Genomic DNA, 26594 nt, shown 5'->3' with positions numbered 1-26594 from the left:
GCACGCCCCCGCACCCCCCCGAACCCCGCCGGCGACGGCGTCAGCGTCGTGGTCATGAGCCGCGACCGGCGCGCGGACCTGCTGGCCACGCTGCCCCGCCACGAGGCGCCGGTCGTCCTGGTGGACAACGGCTCCACCGACGGCACCGTCGACGCCGTCCGCGCCGCGCTGCCGGAGGTGACCGTGCTGCCGCTGGCGGACAACGTCGGCGCGCACGCCCGCACGATCGGCGCCGGGCACGCGGGCAGCGAGTTCGTGGCCTTCGCCGACGACGACTCGTGGTGGGCGCCCGGAGACCTGGCCCGCGCCGCGGAGGTCATGCGGGCGCACCCGCGGCTGGCGGTGCTCAACGCGCGGGTCCTCGTCGGCCCGGAGGAGCGGCTGGACCCGCTGTGCGAGGAGCTGGCCGTCAGCCCGCTCGGCACCCCGGCGCACCTGCCCGGGCCGCGGCTGCTCGGCTTCATCGCGTGCGCGGCGATGGTGCGCACCGAGGCGTTCCTGTCCGTCGGCGGTTTCGACCCCGTGGTGCGCTTCCCCGGCGAGGAGGAGCGGCTGTCCCTGGACCTCGCCGCCGCCGGGTGGGACATCGCCTACGTCGACTCGGTGACCGTGCACCACCACCCCTCGACCCGGCGGTCCGACCCCGCGGGGCGGCGCACGGCGATCTGGCGGTCCAGGCTGCTCACCGCGGTGATGCGGTTGCCGCTGCGCGACGTCGTCCGCACCGTCGTCACCGCGCTGCGGACCGGTGCGCCGGAGCGGCGGGGGCTGCGCCGGGCGCTGCCGGACCTGCCCGCCGCGGTGCGCCGCCGCCGGCGGCTGCCCGCGCACGTCCTGGCCGACCTGCGCCTGCTGTCCGGGGGCGCCTGATGACCGCTGCCGCGCCCCGGCCCCGGCCCGCGGACCCCGGCCCGGACGCGCGGGTCGCCGTCGTCGTGATCACCCACCAGCGCCGCGACGAGGTGCTCGGGGCGCTGTCCCGGCTGCTGGCGCTGCCCGAGCGGCCGCACGTGGTGGTCGTCGACAACGGCTCCACCGACGGCACCGCCGGGGCCGTGCGCGAGCGCTTCCCCACCGTGGAGCTCGTCGCCAGCCCGGAGAACCTGGGCGCGACCGGCCGCAACGTCGGCGTCGACCGGGTGGACGCGCCGTACGTGGCCTTCTGCGACGACGACACGTGGTGGGAGCCGGGGTCGCTGCGGCGGGCGGCCGACGTCCTCGACGCGCACCCGCGGCTGGCCGTGGTGACCGCGCGGATCCTGGTCGAGCCCGGCGGCCGCGAGGACCCGATCGTGCCGGAGCTGCGCGACTCCCCCGTCCGCGGCGCCGGCTGGCTGCCCGGCCCGGCCCTCGGCTCGTTCCTCGCCGGCGCGAGCGTCGTCCGGCGGGCGGCGTTCCTCGAGGCCGGCGGCTTCTCCGAGCGGCTGTGGCTGGGCGGGGAGGAGGAGCTCATGGCCGGCGACCTCGCCGCCGCCGGCTGGGAGCTGTGCCACCTGCCCGAGCTGACCGTGCACCACCGGGCGTCGAGGGCCCGCGACTCGCACCGCCGTCGGCGCGACGGCATCCGCAACACCCTCTGGACGACGTGGCTGCGGCGCCCGCTGCGCCCCGCGCTGCGCCGCACCCTGCACCTGCTGGCCACGTTGCCCCGGGACCGGGTGACCGCGCAGGCGCTGTGGGCCGCCGTCCGCGGGATCCCCTGGCTGGTGCGGGAGCGGCGGGTGCTGCCCCCGCACGCCGAGGCCCGGTTCGCCGCGCTCGACGCGGCCCAGCGCCGCTCCACCGCCCGCCGCTACGTGAGCTGACGCGGCGGCGTCCGCCCGGCCGGGGCGGCAGAGATGGCCGTTTCTGCCGCCCGGCGGCGCGGACCAGGCCAATCCGGCCGATTGGCCCGTAGGAGCCGGGCCGGGTGGGCAGCAGAGTGGCGGGCGTGTTGCAGCACCGTCCGGTTCCCGTGTCCGCCCGTCTCCCGCGTCGCCTCGTCCAGCTCTACGCCGGTCTCGCGCTCTACGGGGCGTCGATGGCCCTGCTGGTGCGGTCCTCGCTCGGGGTCACGCCGTGGGACGTGCTGCACCAGGGGCTCGCGCAGCGGCTGGGCTGGTCGCTCGGGCTGGTCACCGTGGTGGTGGGCGCGCTGGTCCTGCTCGCGTGGATCCCGCTGAGGGAGCGGCCGGGCATCGGCACGGTGAGCAACGTCGTCGTCATCGGGGTCGCCGTCGACGGCACGCTCGCCGTCCTGCCCGCCCCGTCGCACCTGGCGGCGCAGGCGGCCTTCGCGGCGTCGGGCATCGTCCTCAACGCCGTCGCCACGGCCGCCTACGTCGGGGTGCACCTCGGACCGGGCCCGCGGGACGGGCTGATGACCGGGCTGGTCCGGCGCACCGGCGGGTCGGTGCGGCTCGTGCGCACCACGATCGAGGTCGCCGTCGTCGCGACCGGGTGGCTGCTCGGCGGCACCCTCGGCGTCGCGACCGTCGCCTACGCCCTGGCCATCGGCCCGCTCACGCAGCTGCTGCTGCCCCGCCTGTCGGTGCGGCCGGAGGTCAGCGCGCGCAGCTGATGCAGGTGCGGGCGGTGGGCCGGGCGGCCAGGCGCTCGGGCGCGATCGGCCGGCCGCAGGACTCGCACCGGCCGTAGGTGCCGGCCTCGACGGCGGTGACCGCGGCGTCGACGTCGGCCAGCCGGCGGCGCGCCTGCTCCAGCAGCGCCGCCACCTGCTGCCGCTCGAACGCGATCGTGGCGCCCTCCGGGTCGTGCTCGTCGTCGGCGTTGGACGCCTGCGACGCGGCGACGATCTCGTCGAACTGCCGGGTCAGCGCCTCGATCTGCGCCTGGGCGGCCGCCCGCTCCGCCCCCAGCGCGTCAGCGGACACGGCGCAGCAGCCGCAGCGAGCCGGTGCCCGGCAGCTCCTCGAAGTCCCCGGACCCCAGCACCCGCCGGTAGACGCCGAACGGCGCCTGGCCGCCGTCGGCGGGGTCGGGGAAGACGTCGTGGATGGCCAGCGTGCCGCCGACGGCGAGCTTGTCCACCCAGGCGTCCTGGTCGCGGCGCGCAGACTCCTCGGTGTGGCTGCCGTCGAGGAACAGCAGCGCCAGCGGGGTCGACCACAGCGGCGCGAGCACCTCCGAGCGCGCCACGACGGCGACCACGACGTCCTCCGCGCCGGCGTCGGCGATCGTGCGGCGGAACCGCGGCAGCGTGTCGACCCGCCCGACGGCGGGGTCGACCAGCGACGGGTCGTGGTACTCCCAGCCGGGCTGGTGCTCCTCGGAGCCGCGGTGGTGGTCGACGGTGACCACCTGCCGGCCGGTCTCCCGCGCCGCGGCGGCGAGGTACAGCGCCGACTTGCCCATCCACGAGCCGATCTCCAGCAGCGGGCCGGGCACGGCGACCGTGCGGGCGGCCTCGTAGAGGGCGCGGCCCTCGTCGGCGGGCATGAAACCGGGGGCGGCCTCGGCGGCGGCCAGCAGTCGGAGGACCCCGTCCTCCTCCCGCCTCGCACGCTCAGCGCCGGGCTCGGCCGCCTGCAGGGGCCCACTGCGGGCGGGCGAGCGGTGGGGGGCAGGGGGTCCTTGCTGGGGCCGGTCAGTGCGCGTGTTCACCGGGCGAACCTCGCACGCAGGGCCGACATCCGCGCCTCCGGGGCCGCGCCGGCCGCCGTCCCGGCCGCGGTGGCGAAGAACGCGCCGACCGCCGTCGTCACCGGGACCGCCAGCACGAGCGCGATCGCGCCGACCAGCGTGCGGATGACCTCCTCGGCCACCGCGGCGCTGGTGAGCGTGACGCCGGCGGGCTGGGTGTAGACCTCGAACAGCAGCAGCAGCGGCAGCGCGGCCCCCGCGTAGGCGAAGACGATCGTGTAGACGGTCGAGGCGATGTGGTCGCGGCCGACGGCCATGCCGCGGCGGTACAGCTGCCGCCACCCCATCGCCGGGTCCACCTCGTTGAGCTGCCAGATCGCCGAGGCCTGGGTGATCGTGACGTCGTTGAGCACGCCGAGGCCGGCGACCACGACCCCGGCGATCACCAGGCCGGAGAAGTCCAGCGTCGGGTCGAACGTCAGCAGCTGGATGGTCTCCTCGCTGGTGAGCCCGGTCAGCCGCGCGACGCCGACGGCCACCGAGCCGAGCACGGTCACCAGCGCCAGGCCGAACAGGGTGCCCACGAGCGCCGTCGTCGTCCGGGCGGAGAAGCCGTGCGCGAGGTACAGGACGACGAACATGATCGCCGACGAGCCGACCAGGCTGACCAGCGTCGGCGAGGACCCCTCGAGCAGCGCCGGCAGCACGAACTGCAGCAGCACGAAGAACGCGAAGGCCAGGCCGACCAGCGCGGCGAGCCCGCGCAGCCGCGCGACCGCCCCGACGACGAGGGCGAAGGCCACCGCGAGGACGACGATCGGCGTGGTCCGCTCGAAGTCGGCGAACTGGTAGTCCGGGCCGCCCTCGGCGCCGGGGTCGCGGGTGAGCACGAGGGTGTCGCCCTCGCCCACCCCGTTGGCGACCACCTCGGCCGAGAGGTCGACCTGCTGGTACTCCCCCCCGCCGTCGCCCTCGAGCACCTCGACGACGGCGGTGGCGCAGGTCGCCTGCCCGGTCCCGGCCTCGCCGCAGGGCAGCGTCTGCAGCGAGACCACCCGCGCGTCGGCGTAGGTCGTCCCCGCCGGGAGGAAGGTGGCCGCGACCTGCTCGGCGCGGGTCGGCTCGCCGCCGGGCCAGAGCGCGACCAGGCCGACCACGGTGGCCAGCCCGACCGGCACGAGCAGCAGGAGCATCAGCGTGACCGCGCGGCGCCGCCGGGTCAGCGTCTCCGGGCTCGGCGGGGGCGCGTCGGGGTCGGGCCCGTGGCTGTGGGTGTGGGGCGGCACCCGGCCAGGCTAGGAGCAGCCCCCGGCCCGGGACCGCCCGACACCGCGGTGGGGCGCCGCCGGTCAGGCGCTGCGGCCGTCCGGCCCGTCCGGGCGCCGCGACGGGCCCCCCGACGGTGGTGCGCCGCCGGCGTCGGCCGGCCCGGCGCCCTCGCCCACCACCTCGAAGCGCCGCCACAGGCCGGTCAGCTGCAGCGGCCGGGCGACCGCGGCCGGCGGCTCGACCAGCGCCACGGTGACCGCCCGCGGCTGGGTCATCCGCTGCAGCTGCACGAGGACGGCCATCCCGGCGGAGTTCATGTAGGAGACGCCGCTGAGCTCCAGCTCCACCCGCGAGAGCGTGGGCACCGACAGCAGCTGGTCGGTGACCACGCGGACCAGCGGCCGGCGGGCGGCCTCGGTGAGCTCGCCGGTCACGGTGATGCAGCTGACGTCGCCGTCGAGCCGGGCGTCGACCTCGGGCTCGCCCTCGTGGGGCGTGGTGTCCTCGGCCGCGGGTCCACCGGTTTCTCGGTGCTCGTCCATGCCCGGGGTCTGCCCCCGTTGCCCGCCGTCCATGCGCGGGCGGGAACACACGTGGGCAAGAGACGTTTACACGAGTGTCTGGTCGAGGTAATCTTCAGTTGCCACTGGAGGTTCATCCCCGGGCAGCGATCACCATCCGGATCTCCGAGGAGGTTCACCAGCCATGGTGCTGACCGCGTACGACCCCTTCCCCAGCGCGTCCGCCGCCTTCCGCGCCCTGGACCAGCTCACCGGCCGCCCGGGCACCGCCCGCGCCCTGTCGGGCATGCCGATGGACGCCTACCGCGTCGGTGACAAGTTCGTCGCCCACTTCGACCTGCCCGGCGTCGACCCGGGCTCGATCGACCTGTCGCTGGAGGGCACGACCCTCACCGTCAGCGCGGAGCGCTCGGTCCCGCAGCTGGAGGGCGCGGAGTGGGCCGTCGCCGAGCGCCCCTACGGCGCCTACACCCGGCAGCTGGTCCTCGGCCGCAGCCTCGACACCGACCGGCTCGAGGCCAGCTACCACGACGGTGTGCTCACCGTGAGCATCCCGGTCGCGGAGAAGGCCCGGTCCCGCAAGATCACCGTGACCCGCGCCGACGTGCCGGCCGCGGTGGAGAGCCGGACCATCGAGGGCGAGCAGGAGCCCGCCCAGGGCGAGACGCGGGCCGTCGAAGGCTGACCGCCGTCGCGTCCGAGGGGGCCGGGCCGGTGCGGCCCGGCCCCCTCGTCCCGTCCGGGGCCGGAGGCCTCGACACCGCAGGGAGGAGGTCCCGTGACCGCTGACGGCGACCCGCAGCAGGCCGACCCGGCGGCCGACGCCGTGCGCCGGCTCGACGACCCCGACTTCCCGGCGCTGACGATGAGCCAGGCCGCCGCGCTGCTCGGCGTCCAGGCCGCCTTCCTGCGCAGCCTCGACGGCTCCGGCGTCCTGCAGCCGCACCGCTCCCCCGGCGGCCACCGGCGCTACTCGCGCCACCAGCTGGTCCTCGCCGCGCGACTACGCGGCCTCCTCGACGACGGCCACACGCTCGCCTCCGCCGAGGTCATCCTCGGCCTGCAGGACGAGCTCGCCGACGCCCGCGCCGACACCGTGCGGCTGCGCGAGACCGTCGACCGCCTGCGCGCCGGGCGCTCGGAGGACCCGGAGCCGGACCGCGCCTGACACCCCGGGGTCGCCCCCTGGGTTGATACCCCCTGGGGGTAGGGGTACCGTTGCCGCCGTGACCGACTCGGAGAGCGCCCCCGGCCACGTCCACGGCTACATCCACCGCAAGGACGACCACCTCAAGCGGCTGCGCCGCATCGAGGGCCAGGCCCGCGGGCTGCAGCGCATGGTCGAGGACGAGAAGTACTGCATCGACATCCTCACCCAGGTCTCGGCGATGACCTCCGCGCTGCAGTCGGTGGCGCTGAGCCTGCTCGAGGAGCACCTGTCGCACTGCGTCGCCGAGGCCGTCGCCACCGGCGGCCCGGAGGCCGACGCGAAGGTCCGCGAGGCCTCCGCCGCGATCGCCCGGCTCGTCCGCTCCTGACACCCCACCCCACCCCGGAGGACCCCGCCATGAGCACCGCCAGCTACACCGTCACCGGCATGACCTGCCAGCACTGCGTCGCCTCGGTCACCGAGGAGGTCAGCGAGATCCCCGGCGTCACCGACGTCGAGGTGGACCTGGCCAGCGGCGGCCTGACCGTCACCAGCGACGCCCCCGTCGACGACGCCGCCGTTCGCGCCGCCGTCGCGGAGGCCGGCTACGAGGTCGCCGGCCGCTGACGCGGCCGGCCGGTCGGGAGGGAGCTGTCGTGCGCACCGCCACCCGGGTCGCCGCCACGCTCGGCGCCGCGGCCGCCGTCCTCGGCGCCGGCTGGGGCGCGGGTGCCCTCGCCGGCCCGGTGGGCGCGCCCCCGGCCGCGGTCGAGGAGCACGCCGGCGACGGCGGGCACGCGGCGGCTCCCGCCGGGGAGCACGACCTGCCCGCCGGGCTCGCCGTCTCCGCCGAGGGCCACACCCTCGACCTCGCCGACGACGCCCTGCCCGCCGGCGCCGCCGTCCCACTGTCGTTCCGGCTGCTGGGGCCCGACGGCGCCCCGGTGACCGCCTACGAGACCGTGCACGAGCAGGACCTGCACCTGGTCGTCGTCCGCCGGGACCTCACCGGCTACCAGCACGTGCACCCCGAGCTGTCCCCCGACGGCACCTGGACGACGACGGTCGCGCTCGAGCCCGGCTCCTGGCGGGTGCTGGCCGACGCCACGCCCACCGCCCTCGGGCGCGACGTGGTCCTCGGCGCCGACCTCGCCGTCGGCGGCGCGTGGGAGCCCACGCCGCTGCCCGCTCCCGCGGCGACCGCGGAGGTGGACGGCTACACCGTCACCCTCGACGGCGACCTGGTCGCCGGGGAGGAGTCCGAGGTCGTGCTCACCGTCAGCCGCGACGGCGTGCCGGTGACGGACCTGCAGCCGTACCTCGGCGCCCGCGGCCACCTGGTCGCGCTGCGCGCCGGCGACCTCGGCTACCTGCACGTCCACCCCACCGGCGACTCCGGCGGGCAGGTCCGCTTCGCCGTGCAGGTGCCCGCGGCCGGCGGCCACCGGCTGTTCCTCGACTTCCGCCACGGCGACGTCGTCCGCACCGCCGCCTTCACCCTGACCGCCCGGAGCGCCCCGTGACCACCCCCACGCAGATCGAGCTGTCGATCGGCGGCATGACCTGCGCGTCGTGCGCCGCCCGCATCGAGAAGAAGCTCAACCGGCTCGACGGCGTCACCGCCACGGTCAACTACGCGACGGAGAAGGCGCGGGTCACCTTCGGCGACGGCGTCGCGCCCGAGGACCTCGTCGCGACCGTGGAGAAGGCCGGCTACACCGCAGCCCTCCCGGCGCCGGCCGAGGAGGACGCCCCGGAGGCCGACCCCGACGCCGGGCTGCGGCAACGGCTGGTGCTCTCGGCCGTCCTGAGCCTGCCGGTCGTGCTGCTCGGCATGGTCCCCGCGCTGCAGTTCGAGTACTGGCAGTGGGCCTCGCTGACGCTGGCCGCGCCGGTGGTCGTCTGGGGTGGCTGGCCGTTCCACCGCGCCGCCTGGACCAACCTCCGGCACGGCGCGGCCACCATGGACACCCTCGTCTCGCTGGGCACCCTCGCCGCGTTCGGCTGGTCGCTGTACGCGCTGTTCCTCGGCACCGCCGGGGAGCCGGGGATGACCCACCCCTTCTCGCTGGCCGTGACCCGCGGCGACGGGAGCGGGGACGTCTACCTCGAGGCCGCCGCGGGCGTGACCACCTTCCTGCTGGCCGGCCGGTACGCCGAGGCGCGCGCCAAGCGGCGGGCCGGGTCGGCGCTGCGGGCGCTGCTGGAGATGGGCGCCCGCGAGGTGTCGGTCCTGCGCGGTGACACCCGGGACGGTGGCACCGAGGTGCGCGTGCCGGTCGAGCAGCTGCACGCGGGTGACCTGTTCGTCGTCCGGCCCGGCGAGCGGGTGGCCACCGACGGCGAGGTCGTCGAGGGCTCCTCCGCCGTCGACGCCTCGATGCTCACCGGCGAGTCGGTGCCGGTGGAGGTCGGCCCGGGCGACGCGGTCGTCGGGGCGACGGTCAACGCCGGCGGCCGGCTGGTCGTGCGGGCCACCCGGGTCGGCGCGGACACCCAGCTCGCGCAGATGGCGCGGCTGGTCGAGGAGGCGCAGAACGGCAAGGCGCAGGTGCAGCGGCTGGCCGACCGGGTGTCCGGGGTGTTCGTGCCGGTCGTGCTCGCGCTGGCGCTGGCCACCCTGGGCTTCTGGATCGGCACCGGCGCCGGCGTGGCCGGGGCGTTCCCCGCCGCCGTCGCCGTGCTGATCATCGCCTGCCCCTGCGCGCTTGGGCTGGCCACGCCGACCGCCCTCATGGTCGGCACCGGCCGCGGCGCGCAGCTCGGCATCCTCGTGCGCGGTCCGGAGGTGCTGGAGTCCACGCGGCGGGTCGACACCGTCGTGCTCGACAAGACCGGCACCGTCACCACCGGCCGGATGAGCCTGGCCGGCGTCGTCGCCGCCGACGGCGAGGACGCCGGCGAGGTGCTGCGCCGGGCCGGCGCGCTGGAGGACGCCTCCGAGCACCCGATCGCCGCGGCCGTGGCCTCCGCCGCCCGTGAGCGGGCCGGCGCGCTGCCGGCCGTCACCGGGTTCCGCAGCGAGGCCGGGCTCGGCGTGCGCGGCACCGTCGAGGGCGTGCCGGTCGCCGTCGGCCGGCCCGCGCTCGTGGGCCCGCTGCCCCCGGAGCTCGCCGCGGCGGTCGCCGAGGCCGACGCCGCCGGGCGCACCGCGGTCGCGGTCGGCTGGGACGGCGCCGCGCGCGGCGTGCTCGTCGTCGCCGACACCGTCAAGCCGACGTCGGCGGCCGCCGTGCGGCAGTTCCGCGCCCTCGGGCTGCGGCCGGTGCTGCTCACCGGCGACTCGGCCGCCACCGCCCGTGCGGTCGCCGCGGAGGTCGGCATCGACGACGTCGTCGCCGAGGTGCTGCCGCAGGACAAGGTCGCCGCCGTCCGGCGGCTGCAGGCCGGAGGCGCGACGGTGGCGATGGTCGGCGACGGCGTCAACGACGCGGCGGCGCTGGCCCAGGCCGACCTGGGGCTGGCGATGGGCACCGGCACCGACGTCGCCATCCAGGCCAGCGACCTCACCCTCGTCCGCGGCGACCTGCGCGCCGCCGCCGACGCCGTCCGGCTGGCCCGCCGCACGCTCGCGGTGATCAAGGGGAACCTGTTCTGGGCGTTCGCCTACAACGTCGCCGCGCTGCCGCTGGCGATGGCCGGGCTGCTCAACCCGATGATCGCCGGGGCCGCGATGGCGTTCAGCTCGGTCTTCGTCGTCACCAACAGCCTGCGGCTGCGCCGGTTCCGCCCGCTGCCGGGCAACGACACCTCCGCCGCGCCCGCCGGCACGCCGGCGCCCGCCCCCGCGTTGGACCCGGCATGACGAGCCGCTGGACCACCGCCGACGTCCCCGACCAGACCGGGCGCACCGCCGTCGTCACCGGAGCCACGAGCGGGCTGGGCCTGGCCACCGCCCGGGCGCTCGCGGAGCGGGGCGCGCGCGTGGTGCTCGCCGTCCGCGACCCCGCCCGGGGCGAGTCGGCCGCCGCCGGCCTGGCCGGCGACGTCGAGGTGCGCCGGCTGGACCTGGCCGACCTGGCCTCGGTGCGCGCCTTCGCCGACGGCTGGAGCGGTCCGCTCGACGTCCTGGTGAACAACGCCGGGATCATGATGGTGCCCGAGGGCCGCACCGCCGACGGCTTCGAGCTGCAGCTCGGCACCAACCACCTCGGCCACTTCGCGCTGACCAACCTGCTGCTGCCGCACGTCACCGACCGGGTGGTGACCCTGTCGTCGGGGGCGCACCGGATGGGCGCGATCGACCTCGACGACCTCAACTGGGAGCGGCGGCGGTACTCCGCCGAACGCGCCTACGGCCAGTCGAAGCTGGCCAACCTGCTGTTCACCCTGGAGCTGCAGCGCCGGCTGACCGCCGCGGGCTCGCCGGTGCGGGCGCTGGCCGCGCACCCCGGCTGGTCGGCCACCAACCTGCAGGGCCGCACCGGGAACCGGCTGAAGGACGCGTTCGCGCTGCTGGGCAACCGGGTGGTCGCGCAGTCCGCGGAGCAGGGCGCGCTGCCGACGCTCTTCGCCGCGACCACCGACCTCCCCGGCGGCAGCTACGCCGGACCGGACGGTCTGGGCGAGCTGCGCGGGTACCCGACCCTGGTCGGCCGGACGGCCGCGGCCAGCGACCCCGACCTCGCGACCCGGCTCTGGACGGCGTCCGCGCGGCTCACCGGCGTCGACTTCCCGGCCACCCTCCCCACCCGCTGACCCGCCTCCGACAGGAGCCACTAGCGCTGTGAAGGCCCCTCAGAGGGCCGGGAGCAGGAGCAGGACGGTCGGGACCAGGAGGAGCAGCCCGGCGCAGAGCAGGACGGCGGCGCGGGCGGCGGCCGGCAGCGGGGCCGGCGGGTCGACCAGCCGGAGCACCCGGGCGGTGACCGCGCTGCCGGTCACCGACAGCGCGCCGCTCGGCACGCCCCCGCCCGCTCCCCCGGCCGTGACGACGATCGCCTGCGCCAGCGTGCGCCGCGGGTCGGGCCCGGCCAGCGAGGTCACCGCGCGGTCGTCGGCGCGCATCTCCACCAGCCCGCGGACCGCGGCGTGCGCGCGGGCGGCGGCGGGCAGCACCGGCAGCGCCGCCTCCCACGCCACGAAGGGCAGCAGGTAGAGGTGGTGGTGCTCGGCCAGGTGCGCCCGCTCGTGGGCGACGACGGCGGCCAGCTGCCCGTCGTCGAGCTCGGCGACCATGCCCGAGGACAGCACCAGCAGCGGGCGGGCGCCGGGGATGCAGAACGCCACCGGCGCGGGGTGCTCGAGCAGCCGGGCGTCGGGGGCGGCCGCCGACGGCTGCACGACCAGCTCCAGCAGCGCCCGGTGCCGCCGCCGGGTGCGCGCGGTGCGCACCCACGACAGCGCCAGGACGCCGAGCAGCTCCGCGGCGAGGACGCCGGCCAGCGTGAGGGTGACCCAGTGGTCGCCGCGGACCGGGTCGCGGGCCGGGTGCCCGGTCAGCACCGCCCAGCCGGCCTCGGGCAGTGAGTGGCCCCACGGCGCGAGCCCGTGCACGAGCAGCGCGCCGATGATCGACAGCCCGCCGGCCAGCCCGATCGCCTGCCAGCAGACCAGCGCCACCAGCGGGTCGCGCCGGGGCCACTGGGCGCGGCCGAGCAGCGCCGGCACCGGCCAGGCCAGCAGGACGGCGAGGACCGCGAGCGCCGCGGCGGTCGCGGGCAGCACGTCAGCGCGCGTCCGGCGCCGTCTCGCTGAGCAGCTGCCGCAGGAGGCGGGCCTCCTCCGGGTCGACGCCGCCGACGAACCGGGCGAGCACCGCCTGCCGGTCGCCGGCCTGGCCGAGGACCTCGTGCATGAGCTCGGCGGCGTGGTCGGCGCGGCTGGCCCGCGGGCGGAAGCGGCGCGGCCGGGCGTCGTCATGCTCGACGAAGCCCTTGGCCTCCAGCCGGGACAGCACGGTGTGCACGGTGGTGAGCGCCAGCTCGCGGTCGGCCAGCGCGTCGCGCAGCCCGGCCGCGGCCACCGGCCCGTCGGCCGCCCACAGCACGTCCATGACGGTGCGCTCCAGGTCTCCCAGCGACGCCACGGCCCCTCCCGTCCTCGTTTCTACCCAGCGTAGAACGGGGTCCCGGGCGAGCGCACGCACCCTGTCGCGCACCTCACCCCGACGCGTTCTACGTGGCGTAGAGAAGTAGTTCTACGAGGCGTAGAAAGGAGGTGTCGGTCGGAGGCACAGACGAGGAGCAGCGCGCGTGGACGTGCTCGACATCGCCCGGTGGCAGTTCGGCATCACCACCGTCTACCACTTCCTGATGGTCCCGCTGACCATCGGACTCGGGATCCTGGTGGCCGTCATGCACACCCTCTGGGTGCGCACCGGCAAGCCGGAGTGGCTGCGGATGACCCGGTTCTGGGGCCGCGTCTACCTGGTCAACTTCGTGCTCGGCGTGGCCACCGGCCTGGTCCAGGAGTTCCAGTTCGGCCTGGCGTGGAGCGAGTACTCGCGCTTCGTCGGCGACGTGTTCGGCTCGCTGCTGGCGATGGAGGCGCTGCTCGCCTTCTTCCTCGAGTCGACCTTCCTCGGCCTGTGGATCTTCGGCTGGGGCCGCATCCCCAAGAAGCTGCACCTGGCGGCGCTGTGGGCCGCGGTGATCGGCTCCATCGTCAGCGCGTACTTCATCATCGCGGCCAACTCCTGGATGCAGCACCCGGTCGGCGTCGTCGTCGGCGAGGACGGGCGCCCCGAGCAGGTCGACTTCCTCGCCGTCCTGACCAACAACACGGCCCTGGCCGCCTTCACCCACGCGATCGTCGCGGCGCTCATGGTCGCCGGTGCCCTGCTGGTCGGCATCGGCCTCTACCAGCTGCGCAGGCGGAAGCTGGCCGGCGCCCCGACCACCGACGTCGACCACTCGGTGTGGCGCCGCTCGGTGCGGCTCGGCGGGTACGTGTCGCTGGCCGCCTTCGTCCTGGTCGCCGTCACCGGCGACTGGCAGGGCAAGCTCATGTACCAGCAGCAACCGCTCAAGATGAGCTCGGCCGAGGCGCTGTGCGAGACCGAGGCGCCGGCACCGTTCTCGGTCTTCGCCTGGGGCAAGCTCGGGTCCAACGAGTGCGACGACGTGCACAGCTGGACCGTCCCCGGCCTGCTCTCCTTCCTCGCGCACAGCGACTTCGAGACCGCCGTCCCCGGCGTGAACGAGCTGCAGGAGGAGTACTCCGCGGTCTACGGCGCCACCTACCCCGACGACCCGTCCTTCGGCGACCGCGCCGGCCAGCCGATCGACTACACGCCGGTGCTGGCGGTCACCTACTGGAGCTTCCGGCTCATGATCGGCATGGGTGCGGTCTCGGCCGGCGTCGCGGCCTACGCGCTCTGGGCCACCCGCCGCGGCCGGGTGCCGACGTCGCGGATCGGCGTCCACGGCTCGCTGCTCGCCGTCGGCGCGCCGTTCGTGGCCAACGCGACCGGCTGGGTGTTCACCGAGATGGGCCGCCAGCCCTTCGTCGTCTACCCGAACCCGGACGTGCCGGTGGACGAGCAGGTGTGGTTCTTCACCGCCCAGGCCGTCTCCCCCGGTATCACCGCCGCCGAGGTCTGGACCTCGCTGATCAGCCTCGGCCTGCTCTACGGCGCGCTCGCGGTGGTCGAGCTGTTCCTCCTCGTCCGGCTGGTCCGCCGTGGGGTCACCACCGGCGACACGACGCCGACCCCGCCCGCGGTCGGGTCGTCCCGGAAGGACGACGACCCGCGTCCGGGCGACGACCGGGCCGACGACGACGTCCTCTCCTTCGCGTACTGACCGGAGTGCCTGACATGGACCTGCAGACCCTGTGGTTCGCCGCCGTCGCGGTGCTGTGGACCGGCTTCCTGCTGCTGGAGGGGTTCGACTTCGGCGTCGCGGCGCTGCTGCCGGTGCTCGGCCGGCGCGGTGCCGAGGGACGTGCCGACCGGCACCTCATGCTCCGCACGATCGGCCCGGTGTGGGACGGCAACGAGGTCTGGCTGATCACCGCCGCCGGCGCGGTGTTCGCCGCCTTCCCCGGCTGGTACGCCACCTGGCTGCCGGCGCTGTACCTGCCCTTCGTCCTGGTGCTGCTCGGCCTGATCGTGCGGGCGGTGGCCTTCGAGTGGCGGCACAGCTCGCACGACCCGCGCTGGGACGCCGCCTGGACCCGCGTCATCACCGGCGGCTCGCTGGTCGCCGCGGCGGGCGTGGGCGCGGCGCTGGCCGCCACCACGCTCGGCCTGCCGATCGACGCGGCGGGCGACCGGGTCGGCGGCCCGTTCGCCGGGCTCGGCTGGTCCGCGGTGCTGGGCGCGGCCGCGGTGGTCGGCTACTCGCTGGTGCACGGCGCGCTGTTCCTCGCGCTCAAGACCGACGGCCCGCTGCGGCTGCGGGCGCGGGCGTTCGCGCTGCGCTGGTCGCCGGTGGCCGCGCTGCCGCTGCTGGCGTGGTCGGGGCTGGTGCAGCTGCGCTCGGGCACGGCGCTCACCGGCGCGCTGTGGCTGGTGGCCGCGCTGGCCGTCGTCGTCACGTGGACCCGGGTGCGGCTGGACCGCGAGGGGCAGGCCTTCGCCGGCTGGGCCACCGTGCTGCTGGCCTCGGCGGCCACGCTGTTCGGCTCGGCCTACCCGGTGGTCGTGCCCTCGACGATCGACCCGGCCTTCGACGTCACCGTCGCCGAGGCCTCGGTCAGCGACTACACGCTCACCGTGATGACCTGGGTGGCCGCGGTCGGCCTGCCGGTCGTGCTCGCCTACCAGGCCTGGACGTACTGGGTGTTCCGCCGCCGCCTGACCGCCGAGCCGCAGCACGTGGCCGCGTGAGGGCGGCAGGAATGGCCATCTCTGCCGCCCCCGCCCGGGCGCGGGGGCCGCTGGCCCCACTGGCCGGCGTGCCGGGACTGCCCGGCGCGCTGGCCCGGGCGGCGGCTGCCGCCCTCGGCTCGACGGCGGGGCTGGTGCTGCTCGCCGCCGGCCTCGCGCACGCCGTCGCCCGGGCCGCCGGGTACGCCGACGGCGACCTGACCGCCCCGCTCGCGCTGGCGGCCGCCGGCGCCGTGCTGCGCGCGCTGGCCGGCACCCTCGGCGAGCGGGCCGCCCCCCGCGACGCCCGCCGCGCCGAGGACGCGGTGCGCCGCACGCTGCTCGACCGGCTGGCCGCCTCGCCCGCCGCGGTCGCCGCCGCGGGCGGGCCGGCCCCGGCCGCGGTGCTGGCCACCACCCGGCTGGCCGACCTCGCGCCCGCCCTGGCCACCTACCTGCCCGCGCTCGCGCAGACCGCCGTCGTCCCGCCGGTGCTGCTGGTCGTGCTGGCCGCCACCGACCTGCTCTCGGCCGGCCTGGTCGCGGCCACCCTGCCGCTGGTGCCGCTGTTCATGGCGCTGGTCGGGCTGGCCACCCGCGACGGCACCACCGGCGCCGCCCGCGCCCTGGACCGGCTGGCCGCGCACGTCGCCGAGCTCGTCCGCGGGCTGCCGGTGCTGGTCGGCCTGGGGCGGGCCGCCGAGCAGGTGACCGCCCTCGCCGAGCTGGGCGAGGCCACCCGCCGCCGCACGCTGGCCACCCTGCGCCTGGCGTTCCTCTCCGCGCTGGTGCTCGAGCTGATCGCCACGCTGTCGGTGGCGCTGGTCGCGGTCACCGTGGGCCTGCGGCTGGTGCACGGCGACCTCGCGCTCGCCGTCGGGCTCACCGCGCTGCTGCTCGCCCCCGAGGCCTTCGCACCGCTGCGCGCGCTGGGCACCGCCCACCACGCCGGCGAGGCCGCCACGCTGGCCGCCGCCGAGGCGCGCGCCGTGCTGGCCGCGCCGGTCGCCACCGCTCCCCCGGCGGTGGACGACGACGACCCGCGCGGCGCCGACGTCGCCGTCTCGGGACTGACCGTGCGCCACCCCGGCCGCGCGCTGCCCGCGCTCCCGCCGGTCGACCTCGCGCTGCGCCCCGGCGAGCTGGTGGTGCTGCGCGGGCCCAGCGGCTCGGGCAAGTCCACCCTCCTGGCCGCGCTCACCGGCGCGGTCGACCCGGCCGCGGAGGTCGGCGGCACCGTCACCGGCGTCCCGGCCGGCGCGGTCGCGCTGGTCCCGCAGCACCCGCGGACGACGGCGCGGACGGTGGCCGACGAGCTGCGCCGGCACGCCGCCGCCTCCCCGGGCGTGGACGCGGTGGTGGCCGAGGCGTTCGTCGTCGAGGCGCTGCAGCGGGTCGGCGCCGAGGCGCTCGCCGGGCGGGACTGCACCACCCTCTCCCCCGGCGAGCTGCAGCGGGTGGCGCTCGCACGGGCGCTGGTGCGTGTGCGCCGCGGCGCCCGGCTGCTGCTACTCGACGAGCCCACCGCCCACCTCGACGAGGCGTCGGCCGCCCGCGTCGCCGCCGTCCTGGCCGGCCTGCGCGGCACGGTCACGGTCCTGCTGGTCACCCACGACCCGGCCCTGGCGGCGCTGGCCGACCGCACGGTGACGCTGTCGAGCCCCGCCACCCCGCCCTCCCCGCCGGGATCGCCGGTCCCGGCGGCTGCGGCGGCCCGGGGCGACGGGATCGCCGACGTCGTCGCCCCGGCACCGGCCGCGAGCACCGCGGTCCCCGCCCCCACGGGGCTCGGCTGGCCGCGGCGGGCGCTGGTCCGGGCGGTCGCGGCCGGCACCGCCTCGGCCGGCGCGGGCGTCGCGCTCACCGCGGTGAGCGGCTGGCTGATCGTCCGCGCCGCGGAGATGCCGCCGATCCTCACGCTGATGGTCGCCATCGTCGGCGTGCGCGCCTTCGGCCTCGGCCGCGCGGCGCTGCGCTGGGTCGAGCGGCTCACCGCGCACGACGCCGCCCTGCGGATGGCCGCCGACCTGCGGGTGCGGGTCTGGCGGGCGCTGACCGCGCAGGGCGTGGCCGCCGACCGGACACCGGGCAGCGCGCTGGCCCGCGTGGTCGGCGACGTCGGCCTGGTGCAGGACCTGTCGGTGCGGGTGGTGCCGCCCGCGGTCGTCGCCGCCACCGTCCCGGTGCTCACGCTGGCCGCCCTGGCGCTGCTCTCCCCGGGCGCCGCGGCCGCCGCGGCGCTCGTCCTGGCGCTCACCGCCGCCGGCGTGCTGCTGGTGCACCGGCGGGTCGACGCCGGCGCCGCCCGCACCGAGGGCGCGCTGCGGGTGGCCGCCCTGCGCGACGTCACCACCGCCCTCGACGGCGCGGCCGACCTGCGCGCGCACGGCCTCGCCGCCGCCACCGCCGCCGACCTCGCCGCGGTGGCGGGCCGCCGGTCCGCCGTCGCCGCCACGGGCGCCCGGGCCGGCGCGCTCGGCACCGGCCTGGTCGTCCTCGGCACCGGGCTGGCCGCCGTCGCCGCCACCGCGGTCGGCGCGGCGGCGGGCCTCGGCGGCCCGGAGGTCGCGGTCCTCGGCCTGGCCCCGCTGGCGCTGGCCGAGCCGCTGGCCGGCCTGGTGTCCGCGCTGCAGCGCCGCGGCGCCCTCGCCGACGCCCGCGCCCGCCTCGACGCCGTCCTCACCGCCCCGGTGCCCGCCGACCCCGCCGATCCGGTGCCCGCCCCCGCGCCGGTGCGCGACCTCGCCGTCACCGGCCTGGTCGCCGGCTGGCCCGGCGGCCCGGACGTGCTGCGCGGCCTCACCGCGCGGGCGGCTGCCGACGGCGGCTGGCTGGTGGTCCGCGGCCCGTCCGGCGCCGGCAAGTCGACGTTCCTCGCCGTGCTGCTCGCGGCGCTGCGCCCGCGGGCGGGGCGCTACGCGCTCGGCGGCACCGACACCGCCCGGCTGACCGGCGCGGCCGTCCGCGCGCGCACCGCCTGGCTGCCGCAGGACGCGCACGTCTTCGCCTCGACGATCCGCGCCAACCTGGCCCTCGCCGCCCCGCGCGGTGAGCTGGCCGGCCCCGGCGGCGAGGCGCGGATGACCGCCGCGCTCACCGCCGCCGGGCTCGGCCCGCTGCTGGCCGGGCTGCCCGACGGGCTGGACACCCCGGTCGGCGCCGGTGGCACCGCGCTGTCCGGCGGCGAGCGGCGGCGGCTCGCCGCGGCCCGGGCGCTGCTGGCCGCCCGCGACGTCGTCCTGCTCGACGAGCCGACCGCGCACCTGGACCCGCCGACGGCGGCCGCCCTGGTGCGGGACCTGCGCGACGCGCTGGCCGGCCGGGTCGTCGTCTGCGTCACCCACGACGACGCCGTCGAGCAGCCCGGCGACACCGTCCTCGACCTGGGCGGGCGGGTGGCGCTCCCCGCCTGAGGACGTGACCCGACAGCGCACGTCCCGGCGTCGCCGGCCCCCTCCCGGGGCCCGCCCCGAGCATGCGAGGGCCTCAGGCGGCCGCGGCGCCGGACCAGCCGCGGCCACCCGGTCCCACCCGGCGCACCTCGAAGCCGGGGCACGCGGGCAGCCGGGGGTCGACGACGAGGGGCACGGCGGCGGGCTCGCCGAGCGAGCGCGGGCCGGTCCCGTGCCAGCCGAGCTGGGCGCCGAGCCGCTGGAGGAGCTCCGGCCGGAGACGGATCTCGCGGGGCGGCGCCGTGCCCGGCATCCAGGCGACGGCGAGGAGGTCCCCGGCGACGTCGGACCGGGTGGCGTGCCCGGCGGAGGTGGGGGCGAGGGTGAGGGTCGTGGTGGCCATGACGAGCCTCCAGGGGCGGTCCCCCCGTGCTCCGTACAACACCGGGGTGGACGAGGTCATGCCTACCGCCGAGGTCTGACAGTTCCCCCCTGCTACCCGGCCGGGCCGCCGGGAACCGGCGCCGGCGGGATCAGTTCCCGGCGGGCACGTCGACCGGGGCCTCCGGGCCCGGCCGGGCCCCTGCAACAGGGGCAGGTCGTCGCCGGACCGGGAGCCGCCCGGGTCGTACCGGTTGCGCGGGCGATCGGCCGGCAGCAGCCCCATGGCCGCGCGGGTGACGGCCACCGGCTCGGCGCAGGACACCGTCTCGGCCGCGGTGCCCCGGCGCAGCCGGCCGCCGGGCCAACCGCGGACCAGCCCGCGGGTGGCCGGGAACGGCCGGCCGTCGAGGCGGGCGACCGTGCGCAGGACGGCGTCCTCCATCGCGCGGGTCACCCCGCCGTCGTCGGCCGGGCCGACCAGCTGGCACAACCACCTGCCGCTGCGGCGTCGTCGCTGACCCAGGTCACCCCCGCACGGACGGACGGCGACCGCCACACCGGGTCGCACGGCCCTCCTCCCGCGCCCCCGCCGGGTCGACACTGACGGAGCCGTCCACGGGGGACCCGTCCTCGGGAGGGAGAGCACCGTGACCGAGCACCCCAACCTCATCCGCAGCCGCGAGGGCTACGAGGCGTTCGCCAAGGGCGACCTGGCCTTCCTGACCGAGCAGTGGCGCGAGGACGTCCGCTGGCACGAGCAGGGCTCCACCGAGCTGGCCGGCGACTACGAGGGACCGCAGGCCGTCTTCGGCATGTTCGCCCGGCTCATGGAGCTGACCGAGAACAGCCTCCGCGTCGAGCCGGTGCAGATGTGCGCCGACGACGAGTACGGCATCGCCCTGGTCCGGTTCACGGCCCGCCGCGGGACCGCCCACCTGGAGACGCTCAGCGCCCAGGTCGCCCGCTTCGACGGGGACGGGAAGCTGGCCGAGTTCTGGAACTGCCCCACCGAGCCGGGCGTCCTCGACGCCTTCTTCGGCGAGCACCCCGTGTGACGGGCGTGGCGCCCCCGGACGTCGCCCGCCACCACGAGGCGTACGCGGCGTGCGGCAGGGGCGACCTCGACCACCTGCAGGAGCTGTGGCGCCCGGACGTCCGCCGGCACGAACCCGGCAGGAACCGGCTCAGCGGCGACCACACCGGCACCGACGGGGTCTTCGAGCTCTTCGGCCGGGTGTTCGTCCTCAGCGACGGCACGTTCCGCGTCGACCTGCGGGCGGCCTCCGCCGACGACACCGACGGCGCGGCGGTCGTCCGGATCACCGCCTCCCGCGGCGACCGGCAGCTCGACGTGCTCGCCGCCCACCTGGTCCGCTTCGAGGACGGCGGTCGCCGAGTTCTGCCAGGCGCACACCGACCAGGCCGCGGTGGACGCGTCTCCGCCTGACCGACCGACGAGGAGGCGACCGTGACCAGCTCTCCCCACCCCCACGTCACCGTGCTGCTGGAGGGCTACGAGGCCTTCGCCGAGGGCGACCTCGACCGCCTCCCCGAGCTCTGGACCGACGACGTCCGGTGGCACGAGCCCGGGACGCACCCGCTCGCCGGCGACTACACCGGTCCGCAGGAGCTCGTCGGCCTCTTCGGCCTGGCGTACGAGGTCACCGGGGGCAGCTTCCGGGTGGACGTGAGATCCGCCTTCGCCGACGACACCGACGGCGTGGCGGTCGTCCGCATGACCGCCCGTCGCGGCGACCGGGACCTCGACGTCCTCGCCGCCCACCTGGTCCGCTTCGAGGACGGCCGGATCGCCGAGTTCTGGGACGCGCACACCGACCAGGCCGCGGTGGACGCGTTCTTCGGCTGAGCCGGGTCCCGGCGTTTGACGGGCGCGGGTTCCGCGCACGGGAGGACGGTGCGGGAGGACCAGGCGGACGGCGGGGGGTCGGGCCACCGCGGCTTCCGGGACGGGTCCGGGGAGCGCCCGGCGGTCGAGAGCGTCGGCGAGCGGCTGCTCGGCTCGCTGCTCGACCGCGCCCACCTCATCCCGCCGCGCCTGGTCGGCCCGCTCGTCGCCCAGGAGCTGCACGGCGCCGGCGTCGAGGAGGTCGCCGTCCTGCTGCAGGACGTCGACCAGGTCGAGCTGCGGCCGCTGACCGGGCCGCTGCTGTCCGGCGAGCCGGTGGCGATCGAGGGCAGCGCCGCCGGCGCCGCCTTCGCCGGGGACCGGCTCGTGGAGGAACGGCTGCCCGGCGGCCAGGTCCGGCTGCACCTGCCGATGCTCGACGGCTCGGACCGGGTCGGCGTCCTGACGCTGGTGCTGCGCGGGATCACCGACGCCGACCGGGTGCTCGCGCAGCGGGTCGCCGGCCTGGTTGCCGACCTCGTCGTCACCAAGGACCTCTACACCGACACGTTCGCGCGCGTCCGGACGCGGAAGCCGATGACGCTGGCCGCGCAGCTGCAGTGGAAGAACCTGCCGCCGCTGTCGATGACCACCCCGGACGTCGACCTCTCGGGGATCCTCGAGCCGGCCTACGAGGTCGGCGGCGACAGCTTCGACTACGCGCTGGACGAGCACGTCCTGCACCTCGCCGTCTTCGACGCCATGGGGCACGGGCTCACGGCGGCCACGATGGCGAGCACGGTCCTCGCCGCCTACCGGCACGGCCGGCTGCGCGACGTCCCGCTGACCGAGACGTACACCGAGATGGACCGGGTGGTCGGCGAGGTCTTCCCCGGCCGGTTCGCCACCGGCCAGATCGGCCGGCTCGACACCGAGACCGGCGAGCTGCGCTGGGTCAACGCCGGGCACCCGCCCGCGCTGTGGCTGCGCGGTGGCCGGGTGATCGGCGAGCTGGCGGGCCGGGCCAGCCGGCCCATCGGCTTCGGCAGCGAGGACCCGGAGGTGCACACGGTCCGGCTGGAACCGGGCGACCGGGTGCTGTTCTTCACCGACGGCGTCGTCGAGGAGCGGCTGGAGGGCGGGGAGCAGTTCGGCGAGGCCCGGCTGCGGGAGCTGCTGGAGCGGACGTCGGCCGAGGGGCTCGCCGCGGCCGAGACCGTGCGCCGGCTCTCGCACGCGCTCATGGCCGCCCGCGCCGGCCGCACCAGCGACGACGCCTCGCTGCTGCTCGTCGAGTGGAAGCGCCCGCCCCGCGACGACGAGCTCGCCCCCGACATCCCGGAGTCGACCCCCACCGGGGCGCAGAGCCGCTAGCCGGCCGGGAGGACCGGGCCCTCGTCCTTGAGCGCGACGCCCGAGGCGCCCAGCTCGCGGGCGGAGGAGAGCAGCACGGCCACCGTGTCGGCGGCCCGGGCGTAGGACAGCCCGTGCGGCGGGCGGACGTTGGAGACGCAGTTGCGCTCGGCGTCCACCCGCCCCGGCCGCGGGTCCCAGGTGAGGTAGACGCCGAGCGAGTCCGCCGACGACAGCCCCGGCCGCTCGCCGATCAGCACCACGACCGCGCGCACGCCGAGGGCCTCCCCCACCGCGTCGCCCAGCGCCACCCGCGCCTGCGTGGCGACCACCAGGGGTGCCACGGTCCAGCCGGGCAGCCGCTCGAGCAGCGCGGCGGCCAGCCCCGGCCCGTGCGCGTGCACCGCGCGCGGGGAGAGCCCGTCGGCCAGCACGACCGCGAGGTCGGCGCCGGACCGCGGCAGCGCCGTCCCCGCGGCGAGCTGCCGGCCGAGGTCGGGGCGCTGCAGGTAGGTGGCGCGGTCGGGCGCGGCCGAGGCGACGGTCAGGACCTCCCCGCCGAGCGCCGCGCGGACCGCGTCGACGTCGAGCGGTGAGTGGACGGCGTCGCGGGCGGCGGCGTGCGCGGCACGGAACTCCAGCTCCCGGTGCGTGGGCAGCGCGTCCCCGGCCCGGCCGAGCGCCACCCGCGCCCGGGTCGCCGACCGCAGCACCGCCCACGGGTCGACGGCGGGAGTGGCCGTCTCTGCCGCTTCCCCGGTCACGCGGACGCCGCCGCGAGGAGGGCCCGCGCCGCCGGGGCGTCGGGGGCGAGCTCGCGCACCCGGCCGGCGCCGTCGAGCAGGTCCATACGGGCCAGCCACGCCTCGAACTCCGGCGCCGGGCGCAGGCCGAGCACCTGCCGGGTGGTGAGGACGTCGGAGAACGACAGCGACTGGTAGTGCAGCATCACGTCGTCCGAGCCCGGGACGGCGATGACGAACGAGCAGCCGGCCGCGCCGAGCAGCAGCACGAGGGAGTCGGTGTCGTCGCCGTCCACCTCGGCGTGGTTCGTGTAGCAGACGTCGACGCCCATCGGCAGGCCGAGCAGCTTGCCGCAGAAGTGGTCCTCCAGGCCGGCGCGCAGCACCTGCTTGCCGTCGTAGAGGTACTCCGGGCCGATGAACCCGACGACGGTGTTCACCAGCAGCGGGCGGAAGTGCCGGGCCACGCCGTACGCGCGGGCCTCCAGCGTCTGCTGGTCCACCGGCCGCCCGCCGACGCCGAGGTGCGCGCCGGCCGACAGCGCCGACCCCTGCCCCGTCTCGAAGTAGGTGACGTTCTGCCCGACGGTGCCGCGGCCCAGCGCGAGCGCCCCGGCGCGGGCCTCGGCGAGCAGGTCGAGGGTGACGCCGAAGCCGCGGTTGGCCTCCTGCGTGCCGGCCACCGACTGGAACACCAGGTCGACCGGCGCGCCCTGCTCCAGCGCGCGCAGCGTCGTCGTCACGTGGGCGAGCACGCACGACTGCGTCGGGATGCCGTAGCGGCCGATCACCGCGTCGACCAGCTCCAGCAGCGCCACGGTGCGGGCCGGGGAGTCGGTGGCCGGGTTGATGCCGATGACCGCGTCGCCGGAGCCGTGCAGCAGCCCGTCGACGATCGAGGCGGTGACGCCCACCGGGTCGTCGGTGGGGTGGTTGGACTGCAGCCGGGAGGCGAGCGTGCCGGGCAGGCCGATGGTGCTGCGCAGCCCGGTCACCACCCGCGCCCGCCGGCCGACGGCGACCAGGTCGGCGTTGCGCATGAGTTTCGACGTCGCGGCCACCATCTCCGGGGTGAGGCCGGGCGCGAGCGCGCCGATCGACGCCTCGTCGCCGGCCGCCGCCCAGGCCAGCAGCCGGTCGCGGAACTCCCCGACCGTCAGCGAGGCGACCGGCGCGAACGCCGCGGCGTCGTGGGTGTCGAGGACGAGCCGGGTGACGTCGTCCTCGTCGTAGCCGACCACCTGCTCGTCGAGGAAGGTGGCCAGCGGCAGGTCGGCGAGCACGGTCTGCGCGGCCACCCGCTCGGCGGCCGACTCCGCCGCGCACCCGGCGAGCACGTCCCCGGAGCGCAGCGGGGTGGCCTTCGCCAGGAGCTCGACCAGCGTGGGGAACTCGTGGGTGTGGCCGCCGAGGGTCGTGCGGCGGACGGTCACGGCGGCTCCCCGGGTCGGCGGCCCGGCCAGCGTGGCGCGGCGCCGCCCGGCGGGTCAACGGGGTGGGGCGGGACGGAACACGCCGTTCACGGGATGCCGTGCCACCGCCCCTCCTCGGCGTTGCCGGCCGGCCGGGACTCGAAGACGTTGCCCTCCGTCGGCTCCGTCCGGTGGTCGTCGGCGAGGGCGAACACGCGCAGCAGCGGGCCGACGAGGGCGTCGTAGACCGCCGGGAGGAGCCGGAAGCCGAGGATGACGACGGGGTTGGCGAAGCCGGACTGGACCAGCCGCCGCGGCCGGTCCAGCCGGGCGACGACCGAGCGGGCGACCCGCTCCGGCGAGTAGATGGGGATCGGCGGCCGGCCCTTGAGGCCGATGTAGCTGCCGGCCTGCGAGTAGATCGGGGTGTTCACCCCGCCCGGCGCCACCGCCGACACGTGGATGCCCGCGGCGTCGCGCGTCTCCTGCTGCAGGACGCGGATCAGCCCGAGCTGGCCCCACTTGGCGGTGATGTAGCTGCCCATGAGCGGCGTGGTCACCGAGGCGAGCAGCGAGCTCACGACGACGAGGTGCCCGGCGCCCTGCCGGCGGAACTGCGGGAGGACGACGCGGGCGAGGTTGGCCGTGCCGTGCAGCGCGGTGTCGACGACCCGCTCGTACACCGCCTTCGGCACGTCCTCGACCCGCCCGTAGGCGATCACCTGTGCGGCGTGGACGACGACGTCGAGACCGCCGGAGCGGACCACGGTGCCCTCGACGACGTCGCGCAGCGCGTCCTCGTCGAGCACGTCGGCCGGGCAGACGACGACGTCGGCCGCGCCTTCCGCGCGGACCTCGGCCGCGGTCTCCTCCAGCGCCTGGCGGCCCCGGGCCAGCAGGACCAGTGACGCGCCCCGCCGGGCGAAGAGGCGGGCGGTGGCGCGGCCGATGCCGCTCGAGGCACCGGTGATCAGGACGGTCTGCGGCATGCGGGGACGTCTCCTCGGTTCGGGGTCGTCCCCCGGCTACCCCGGTCGGTTGCCCGCCATGCGATCGAGCACGTCGAGCAGCCAGCCGGGCCCGCGGACGTCGGTGCCCTCGGGCAGCCGCGCGCGCAGGCCCCGGTCGGCGGTCACGGCGAGCACCGCCCGGCCGGCGCCGGCCAGCGCGGCGGCCTCCGCGGCCAGGGCGTCGTCGCCGCTGCCGGCCGCGCGTACCAGGCGGACGCCGTCGGGGGCCGGGACGTCCCGCGCGGCGCCCTCCACGACGACCACCACCTCGTCGACCACCACCTCGTCGACCACCACCTCGCCGACGTCCACCTCGCCGTCGTCCTCCGGGAGCGCCGCACCGGCCAGCCGCCGCAGCAGCCGGGAGGTCGCGCCGGCGCGGTCGCGCCACCAGCCGTCGGGGCGGGCGCCGACGACGTTCGCGGCGTCGACGAGCAGGACGGTCACGTGTCCTCCCTGCGGGTGACCCCGTTCGCGCAGGTCCGGAGCCGGGTAGCGGGGGGCCAGTCCACCCCCGTGACGAGGAGGTCCGATGGCGAGCACCGACCGTACCCACCACGACCACGATGCGACGGCGACCACCGAGGGCTCGCACGCGACCCGCGGCGCCGCCCGCGACGCGATCGACGCGCAGCGCGACCGCTTCGGCGGGATCAAGTGGGGCGCCGCCTTCTTCGGCTGGCTGTCGGCCAACGGGCTGGCGGTCGTCCTGATCGCGCTGCTGGCCGCCGCCGGCGTGGGGCTCAGCCTCGCCGAGGTCGACGGCGTCGAGGACGTCCCGGCCGACCCGACCAGCGCCCTGGGCGTCGCCGGCGGGATCGCGCTGCTGGTCGTCCTGTCCCTGGCCTACCTCGCCGGCGGCTACGTGGCCGGCCGGATGGCCCGCTTCGACGGCGCCCGGCAGGGGCTGGCGGTGTGGCTGGTCGGGCTGCTGGTCGTCGTGCTGCTGGCCGTGGCCGGGACGGTGCTGGGCGCGCAGTACAACGTGCTGCAGCAGCTGAACCTGCCGCGCATCCCGATCGACGAGGGCACCGCGACCACCGCCGGGATCGTCACGCTGGCGGCGGTCCTGGTCGCCACGCTGATCGGCGCCCTGCTCGGCGGCACGCTCGGCACCCGCTACCACCGCCGGGTGGACCGCGTCGGCTTCGGCGTCTGAGAGCGCGGGGCCCCGGTCGAC

At 77.1% G+C, this 26594-nt stretch carries 30 protein-coding genes; 19 read left to right on the top strand and 11 right to left on the bottom strand.

The window, feature by feature from the left end:
- Positions 1-54 precede the first annotated feature (54 nt).
- From ACI796_RS02870 to yczE, 3 genes are all read left to right on the top strand, one after another.
- Complete coding sequence (locus ACI796_RS02870; protein ID WP_456939753.1) at positions 55-870, top strand: glycosyltransferase; 816 nt, start codon at positions 55-57, stop codon at positions 868-870.
- Complete coding sequence (locus ACI796_RS02865) at positions 870-1805, top strand: glycosyltransferase family 2 protein (protein WP_456939752.1); 936 nt, start codon at positions 870-872, stop codon at positions 1803-1805. Before ACI796_RS02870 ends, ACI796_RS02865 begins: the two co-directional genes overlap by 1 nt.
- A gap of 149 nt (positions 1806-1954) precedes the next feature.
- Positions 1955-2560, top strand: coding sequence for a membrane protein YczE (yczE, locus tag ACI796_RS02860; protein WP_456939751.1), 606 nt, complete (start codon positions 1955-1957; stop codon positions 2558-2560).
- Here yczE and ACI796_RS02855 read toward each other — a convergent pair.
- The 4 genes from ACI796_RS02855 to ACI796_RS02840 all read right to left on the bottom strand — a co-directional run bounded on the left by ACI796_RS02855 (position 2544) and on the right by ACI796_RS02840 (position 5393).
- Positions 2544-2873 (bottom strand): TraR/DksA family transcriptional regulator, encoded by a 330-nt coding sequence (locus ACI796_RS02855; RefSeq protein WP_456939750.1) that lies wholly within the window; start codon positions 2871-2873, stop codon positions 2544-2546. The two genes, yczE and ACI796_RS02855, sit on opposite strands and share 17 nt — an antisense overlap.
- Positions 2863-3438, bottom strand: coding sequence for a class I SAM-dependent methyltransferase (locus tag ACI796_RS02850; protein WP_456939749.1), 576 nt, complete (start codon positions 3436-3438; stop codon positions 2863-2865). Before ACI796_RS02850 ends, ACI796_RS02855 begins: the two co-directional genes overlap by 11 nt.
- A gap of 161 nt (positions 3439-3599) precedes the next feature.
- Positions 3600-4868, bottom strand: coding sequence for a YibE/F family protein (locus ACI796_RS02845; RefSeq protein ID WP_456939748.1), 1269 nt, complete (start codon positions 4866-4868; stop codon positions 3600-3602).
- Between the two features lie 63 nt (positions 4869-4931).
- Positions 4932-5393 (bottom strand): STAS domain-containing protein, encoded by a 462-nt coding sequence (locus ACI796_RS02840; protein WP_456939747.1) that lies wholly within the window; start codon positions 5391-5393, stop codon positions 4932-4934.
- A 163-nt stretch (positions 5394-5556) separates the two neighbouring features.
- On the opposite strand from ACI796_RS02840, the gene ACI796_RS02835 reads away from it, so the two are divergent.
- The 7 genes from ACI796_RS02835 (at position 5557) to ACI796_RS02805 (ending at position 11220) form a co-directional block, all read left to right on the top strand.
- Positions 5557-6057: an Hsp20/alpha crystallin family protein gene (locus ACI796_RS02835; RefSeq protein ID WP_456939746.1), complete on the top strand. Its 501-nt coding sequence runs from the start codon at positions 5557-5559 to the stop codon at positions 6055-6057.
- A gap of 93 nt (positions 6058-6150) precedes the next feature.
- Positions 6151-6540: a helix-turn-helix domain-containing protein gene (locus ACI796_RS02830; RefSeq protein ID WP_456939745.1), complete on the top strand. Its 390-nt coding sequence runs from the start codon at positions 6151-6153 to the stop codon at positions 6538-6540.
- A gap of 58 nt (positions 6541-6598) precedes the next feature.
- Positions 6599-6910: a metal-sensitive transcriptional regulator gene (locus ACI796_RS02825; RefSeq protein ID WP_387990729.1), complete on the top strand. Its 312-nt coding sequence runs from the start codon at positions 6599-6601 to the stop codon at positions 6908-6910.
- Between the two features lie 29 nt (positions 6911-6939).
- Positions 6940-7149: a heavy-metal-associated domain-containing protein gene (locus ACI796_RS02820; RefSeq protein WP_456926947.1), complete on the top strand. Its 210-nt coding sequence runs from the start codon at positions 6940-6942 to the stop codon at positions 7147-7149.
- Positions 7150-7178: 29 nt separating this feature from the next.
- Positions 7179-8045 (top strand): hypothetical protein, encoded by an 867-nt coding sequence (locus ACI796_RS02815; protein ID WP_456939744.1) that lies wholly within the window; start codon positions 7179-7181, stop codon positions 8043-8045.
- Positions 8046-8080: 35 nt separating this feature from the next.
- Positions 8081-10327 (top strand): heavy metal translocating P-type ATPase, encoded by a 2247-nt coding sequence (locus ACI796_RS02810; protein WP_456939864.1) that lies wholly within the window; start codon positions 8081-8083, stop codon positions 10325-10327.
- Positions 10324-11220, top strand: a complete 897-nt coding sequence (locus tag ACI796_RS02805) for an oxidoreductase (protein WP_456939743.1) — start codon at positions 10324-10326, stop codon at positions 11218-11220. Before ACI796_RS02810 ends, ACI796_RS02805 begins: the two co-directional genes overlap by 4 nt.
- 39 nt (positions 11221-11259) lie before the next feature.
- Here ACI796_RS02805 and ACI796_RS02800 read toward each other — a convergent pair whose 3' ends face one another.
- Both ACI796_RS02800 and ACI796_RS02795 read right to left on the bottom strand, forming a co-directional pair.
- Entirely contained in the window at positions 11260-12189 is a 930-nt protein-coding gene (locus ACI796_RS02800) for a M56 family metallopeptidase (protein ID WP_456939742.1), read from the bottom strand.
- A gap of 1 nt (position 12190) precedes the next feature.
- Complete coding sequence (locus tag ACI796_RS02795; RefSeq protein WP_456926943.1) at positions 12191-12550, bottom strand: BlaI/MecI/CopY family transcriptional regulator; 360 nt, start codon at positions 12548-12550, stop codon at positions 12191-12193.
- Between the two features lie 166 nt (positions 12551-12716).
- Between ACI796_RS02795 and ACI796_RS02790 the strand changes: the two genes are divergently transcribed.
- The 3 genes from ACI796_RS02790 to cydC are packed head-to-tail and all read left to right on the top strand — an operon-like array spanning position 12717 to position 18687.
- On the top strand, positions 12717-14267 hold the full coding sequence (locus ACI796_RS02790) for a cytochrome ubiquinol oxidase subunit I (RefSeq protein ID WP_456939741.1): 1551 nt from the start codon (positions 12717-12719) through the stop codon (positions 14265-14267).
- Between the two features lie 14 nt (positions 14268-14281).
- Positions 14282-15295: a cytochrome d ubiquinol oxidase subunit II gene (gene cydB, locus ACI796_RS02785; RefSeq protein WP_456939740.1), complete on the top strand. Its 1014-nt coding sequence runs from the start codon at positions 14282-14284 to the stop codon at positions 15293-15295.
- A gap of 11 nt (positions 15296-15306) precedes the next feature.
- Positions 15307-18687: a thiol reductant ABC exporter subunit CydC gene (gene cydC, locus ACI796_RS02780; RefSeq protein WP_456939739.1), complete on the top strand. Its 3381-nt coding sequence runs from the start codon at positions 15307-15309 to the stop codon at positions 18685-18687.
- Positions 18688-18760: 73 nt separating this feature from the next.
- Here the strand turns inward: cydC and ACI796_RS02775 are convergent, their stop codons facing one another.
- On the bottom strand, positions 18761-19069 hold the full coding sequence (locus ACI796_RS02775) for a hypothetical protein (protein ID WP_456939738.1): 309 nt from the start codon (positions 19067-19069) through the stop codon (positions 18761-18763).
- 262 nt (positions 19070-19331) lie between these two features.
- On the opposite strand from ACI796_RS02775, the gene ACI796_RS02770 reads away from it, so the two are divergent.
- From ACI796_RS02770 to ACI796_RS02750, 5 genes are all read left to right on the top strand, one after another.
- Positions 19332-19568, top strand: a complete 237-nt coding sequence (locus ACI796_RS02770) for a hypothetical protein (RefSeq protein ID WP_456939737.1) — start codon at positions 19332-19334, stop codon at positions 19566-19568.
- 129 nt (positions 19569-19697) lie between these two features.
- Entirely contained in the window at positions 19698-20105 is a 408-nt protein-coding gene (locus ACI796_RS02765; RefSeq protein WP_456939736.1) for a nuclear transport factor 2 family protein, read from the top strand.
- A 5-nt stretch (positions 20106-20110) separates the two neighbouring features.
- Positions 20111-20497, top strand: coding sequence for a nuclear transport factor 2 family protein (locus ACI796_RS02760; protein ID WP_456939735.1), 387 nt, complete (start codon positions 20111-20113; stop codon positions 20495-20497).
- Positions 20498-20518: 21 nt separating this feature from the next.
- Entirely contained in the window at positions 20519-20917 is a 399-nt protein-coding gene (locus tag ACI796_RS02755) for a nuclear transport factor 2 family protein (protein ID WP_456939734.1), read from the top strand.
- A gap of 48 nt (positions 20918-20965) precedes the next feature.
- Positions 20966-22270, top strand: coding sequence for a PP2C family protein-serine/threonine phosphatase (locus ACI796_RS02750; RefSeq protein ID WP_456939733.1), 1305 nt, complete (start codon positions 20966-20968; stop codon positions 22268-22270).
- Here ACI796_RS02750 and eutC read toward each other — a convergent pair.
- The 4 genes from eutC to ACI796_RS02730 all read right to left on the bottom strand — a co-directional run bounded on the left by eutC (position 22267) and on the right by ACI796_RS02730 (position 25861).
- The gene (eutC, locus tag ACI796_RS02745) at positions 22267-23013 is read right to left on the bottom strand and encodes an ethanolamine ammonia-lyase subunit EutC (RefSeq protein WP_456939732.1); all 747 of its coding nucleotides are present in this window, start codon (positions 23011-23013) and stop codon (positions 22267-22269) included. The two genes, ACI796_RS02750 and eutC, sit on opposite strands and share 4 nt — an antisense overlap.
- The gene (locus tag ACI796_RS02740; protein ID WP_456939731.1) at positions 23010-24425 is read right to left on the bottom strand and encodes an ethanolamine ammonia-lyase subunit EutB; all 1416 of its coding nucleotides are present in this window, start codon (positions 24423-24425) and stop codon (positions 23010-23012) included. The genes eutC and ACI796_RS02740 overlap by 4 nt, the downstream gene beginning before the upstream one ends.
- Positions 24426-24511: 86 nt before the next feature.
- Complete coding sequence (locus ACI796_RS02735; protein WP_456939730.1) at positions 24512-25393, bottom strand: SDR family NAD(P)-dependent oxidoreductase; 882 nt, start codon at positions 25391-25393, stop codon at positions 24512-24514.
- 36 nt (positions 25394-25429) lie between these two features.
- Positions 25430-25861, bottom strand: a complete 432-nt coding sequence (locus ACI796_RS02730; RefSeq protein WP_456939729.1) for a hypothetical protein — start codon at positions 25859-25861, stop codon at positions 25430-25432.
- Between the two features lie 85 nt (positions 25862-25946).
- Here ACI796_RS02730 and ACI796_RS02725 point away from each other — a divergent pair, with 85 nt between their 5' ends.
- Positions 25947-26573 carry a hypothetical protein gene (locus tag ACI796_RS02725; protein ID WP_456939728.1) on the top strand — a complete coding sequence of 209 codons (627 nt, stop codon included), beginning with the start codon at positions 25947-25949 and terminating at the stop codon, positions 26571-26573.
- Positions 26574-26594 lie beyond the last annotated feature (21 nt).

This window comes from Geodermatophilus sp. SYSU D00525 (assembly GCF_054050475.1).
Note: the sequence above shows the minus strand (reverse complement) of the source record. Positions and strands in the feature narration are given on the sequence as shown.

Bases quoted from the DNA above. Each gene is read 5' to 3' on its own strand.
- ACI796_RS02865 (WP_456939752.1), top strand. From the start codon at position 870: ATGACCGCTGCCGCGCCCCGGCCCCGGCCCGCGGACCCCGGCCCGGAC.
- ACI796_RS02835 (WP_456939746.1), top strand. From the start codon at position 5,557: ATGGTGCTGACCGCGTACGACCCCTTCCCCAGCGCGTCCGCCGCCTTC.
- ACI796_RS02735 (WP_456939730.1), bottom strand. From the start codon at position 25,393: ATGCCGCAGACCGTCCTGATCACCGGTGCCTCGAGCGGCATCGGCCGC.
- ACI796_RS02725 (WP_456939728.1), top strand. From the start codon at position 25,947: ATGGCGAGCACCGACCGTACCCACCACGACCACGATGCGACGGCGACC.
- ACI796_RS02810 (WP_456939864.1), top strand. From the start codon at position 8,081: ATGACCTGCGCGTCGTGCGCCGCCCGCATCGAGAAGAAGCTCAACCGG.
- cydB (WP_456939740.1), top strand. From the start codon at position 14,282: ATGGACCTGCAGACCCTGTGGTTCGCCGCCGTCGCGGTGCTGTGGACC.
- cydC (WP_456939739.1), top strand. From the start codon at position 15,307: ATGGCCATCTCTGCCGCCCCCGCCCGGGCGCGGGGGCCGCTGGCCCCA.
- ACI796_RS02770 (WP_456939737.1), top strand. From the start codon at position 19,332: ATGGCCGCGCGGGTGACGGCCACCGGCTCGGCGCAGGACACCGTCTCG.
- ACI796_RS02840 (WP_456939747.1), bottom strand. From the start codon at position 5,393: ATGGACGAGCACCGAGAAACCGGTGGACCCGCGGCCGAGGACACCACG.
- ACI796_RS02820 (WP_456926947.1), top strand. From the start codon at position 6,940: ATGAGCACCGCCAGCTACACCGTCACCGGCATGACCTGCCAGCACTGC.
- ACI796_RS02850 (WP_456939749.1), bottom strand. From the start codon at position 3,438: ATGCCCGCCGACGAGGGCCGCGCCCTCTACGAGGCCGCCCGCACGGTC.
- ACI796_RS02870 (WP_456939753.1), top strand. From the start codon at position 55: ATGAGCCGCGACCGGCGCGCGGACCTGCTGGCCACGCTGCCCCGCCAC.
- ACI796_RS02775 (WP_456939738.1), bottom strand. From the start codon at position 19,069: ATGGCCACCACGACCCTCACCCTCGCCCCCACCTCCGCCGGGCACGCC.
- ACI796_RS02805 (WP_456939743.1), top strand. From the start codon at position 10,324: ATGACGAGCCGCTGGACCACCGCCGACGTCCCCGACCAGACCGGGCGC.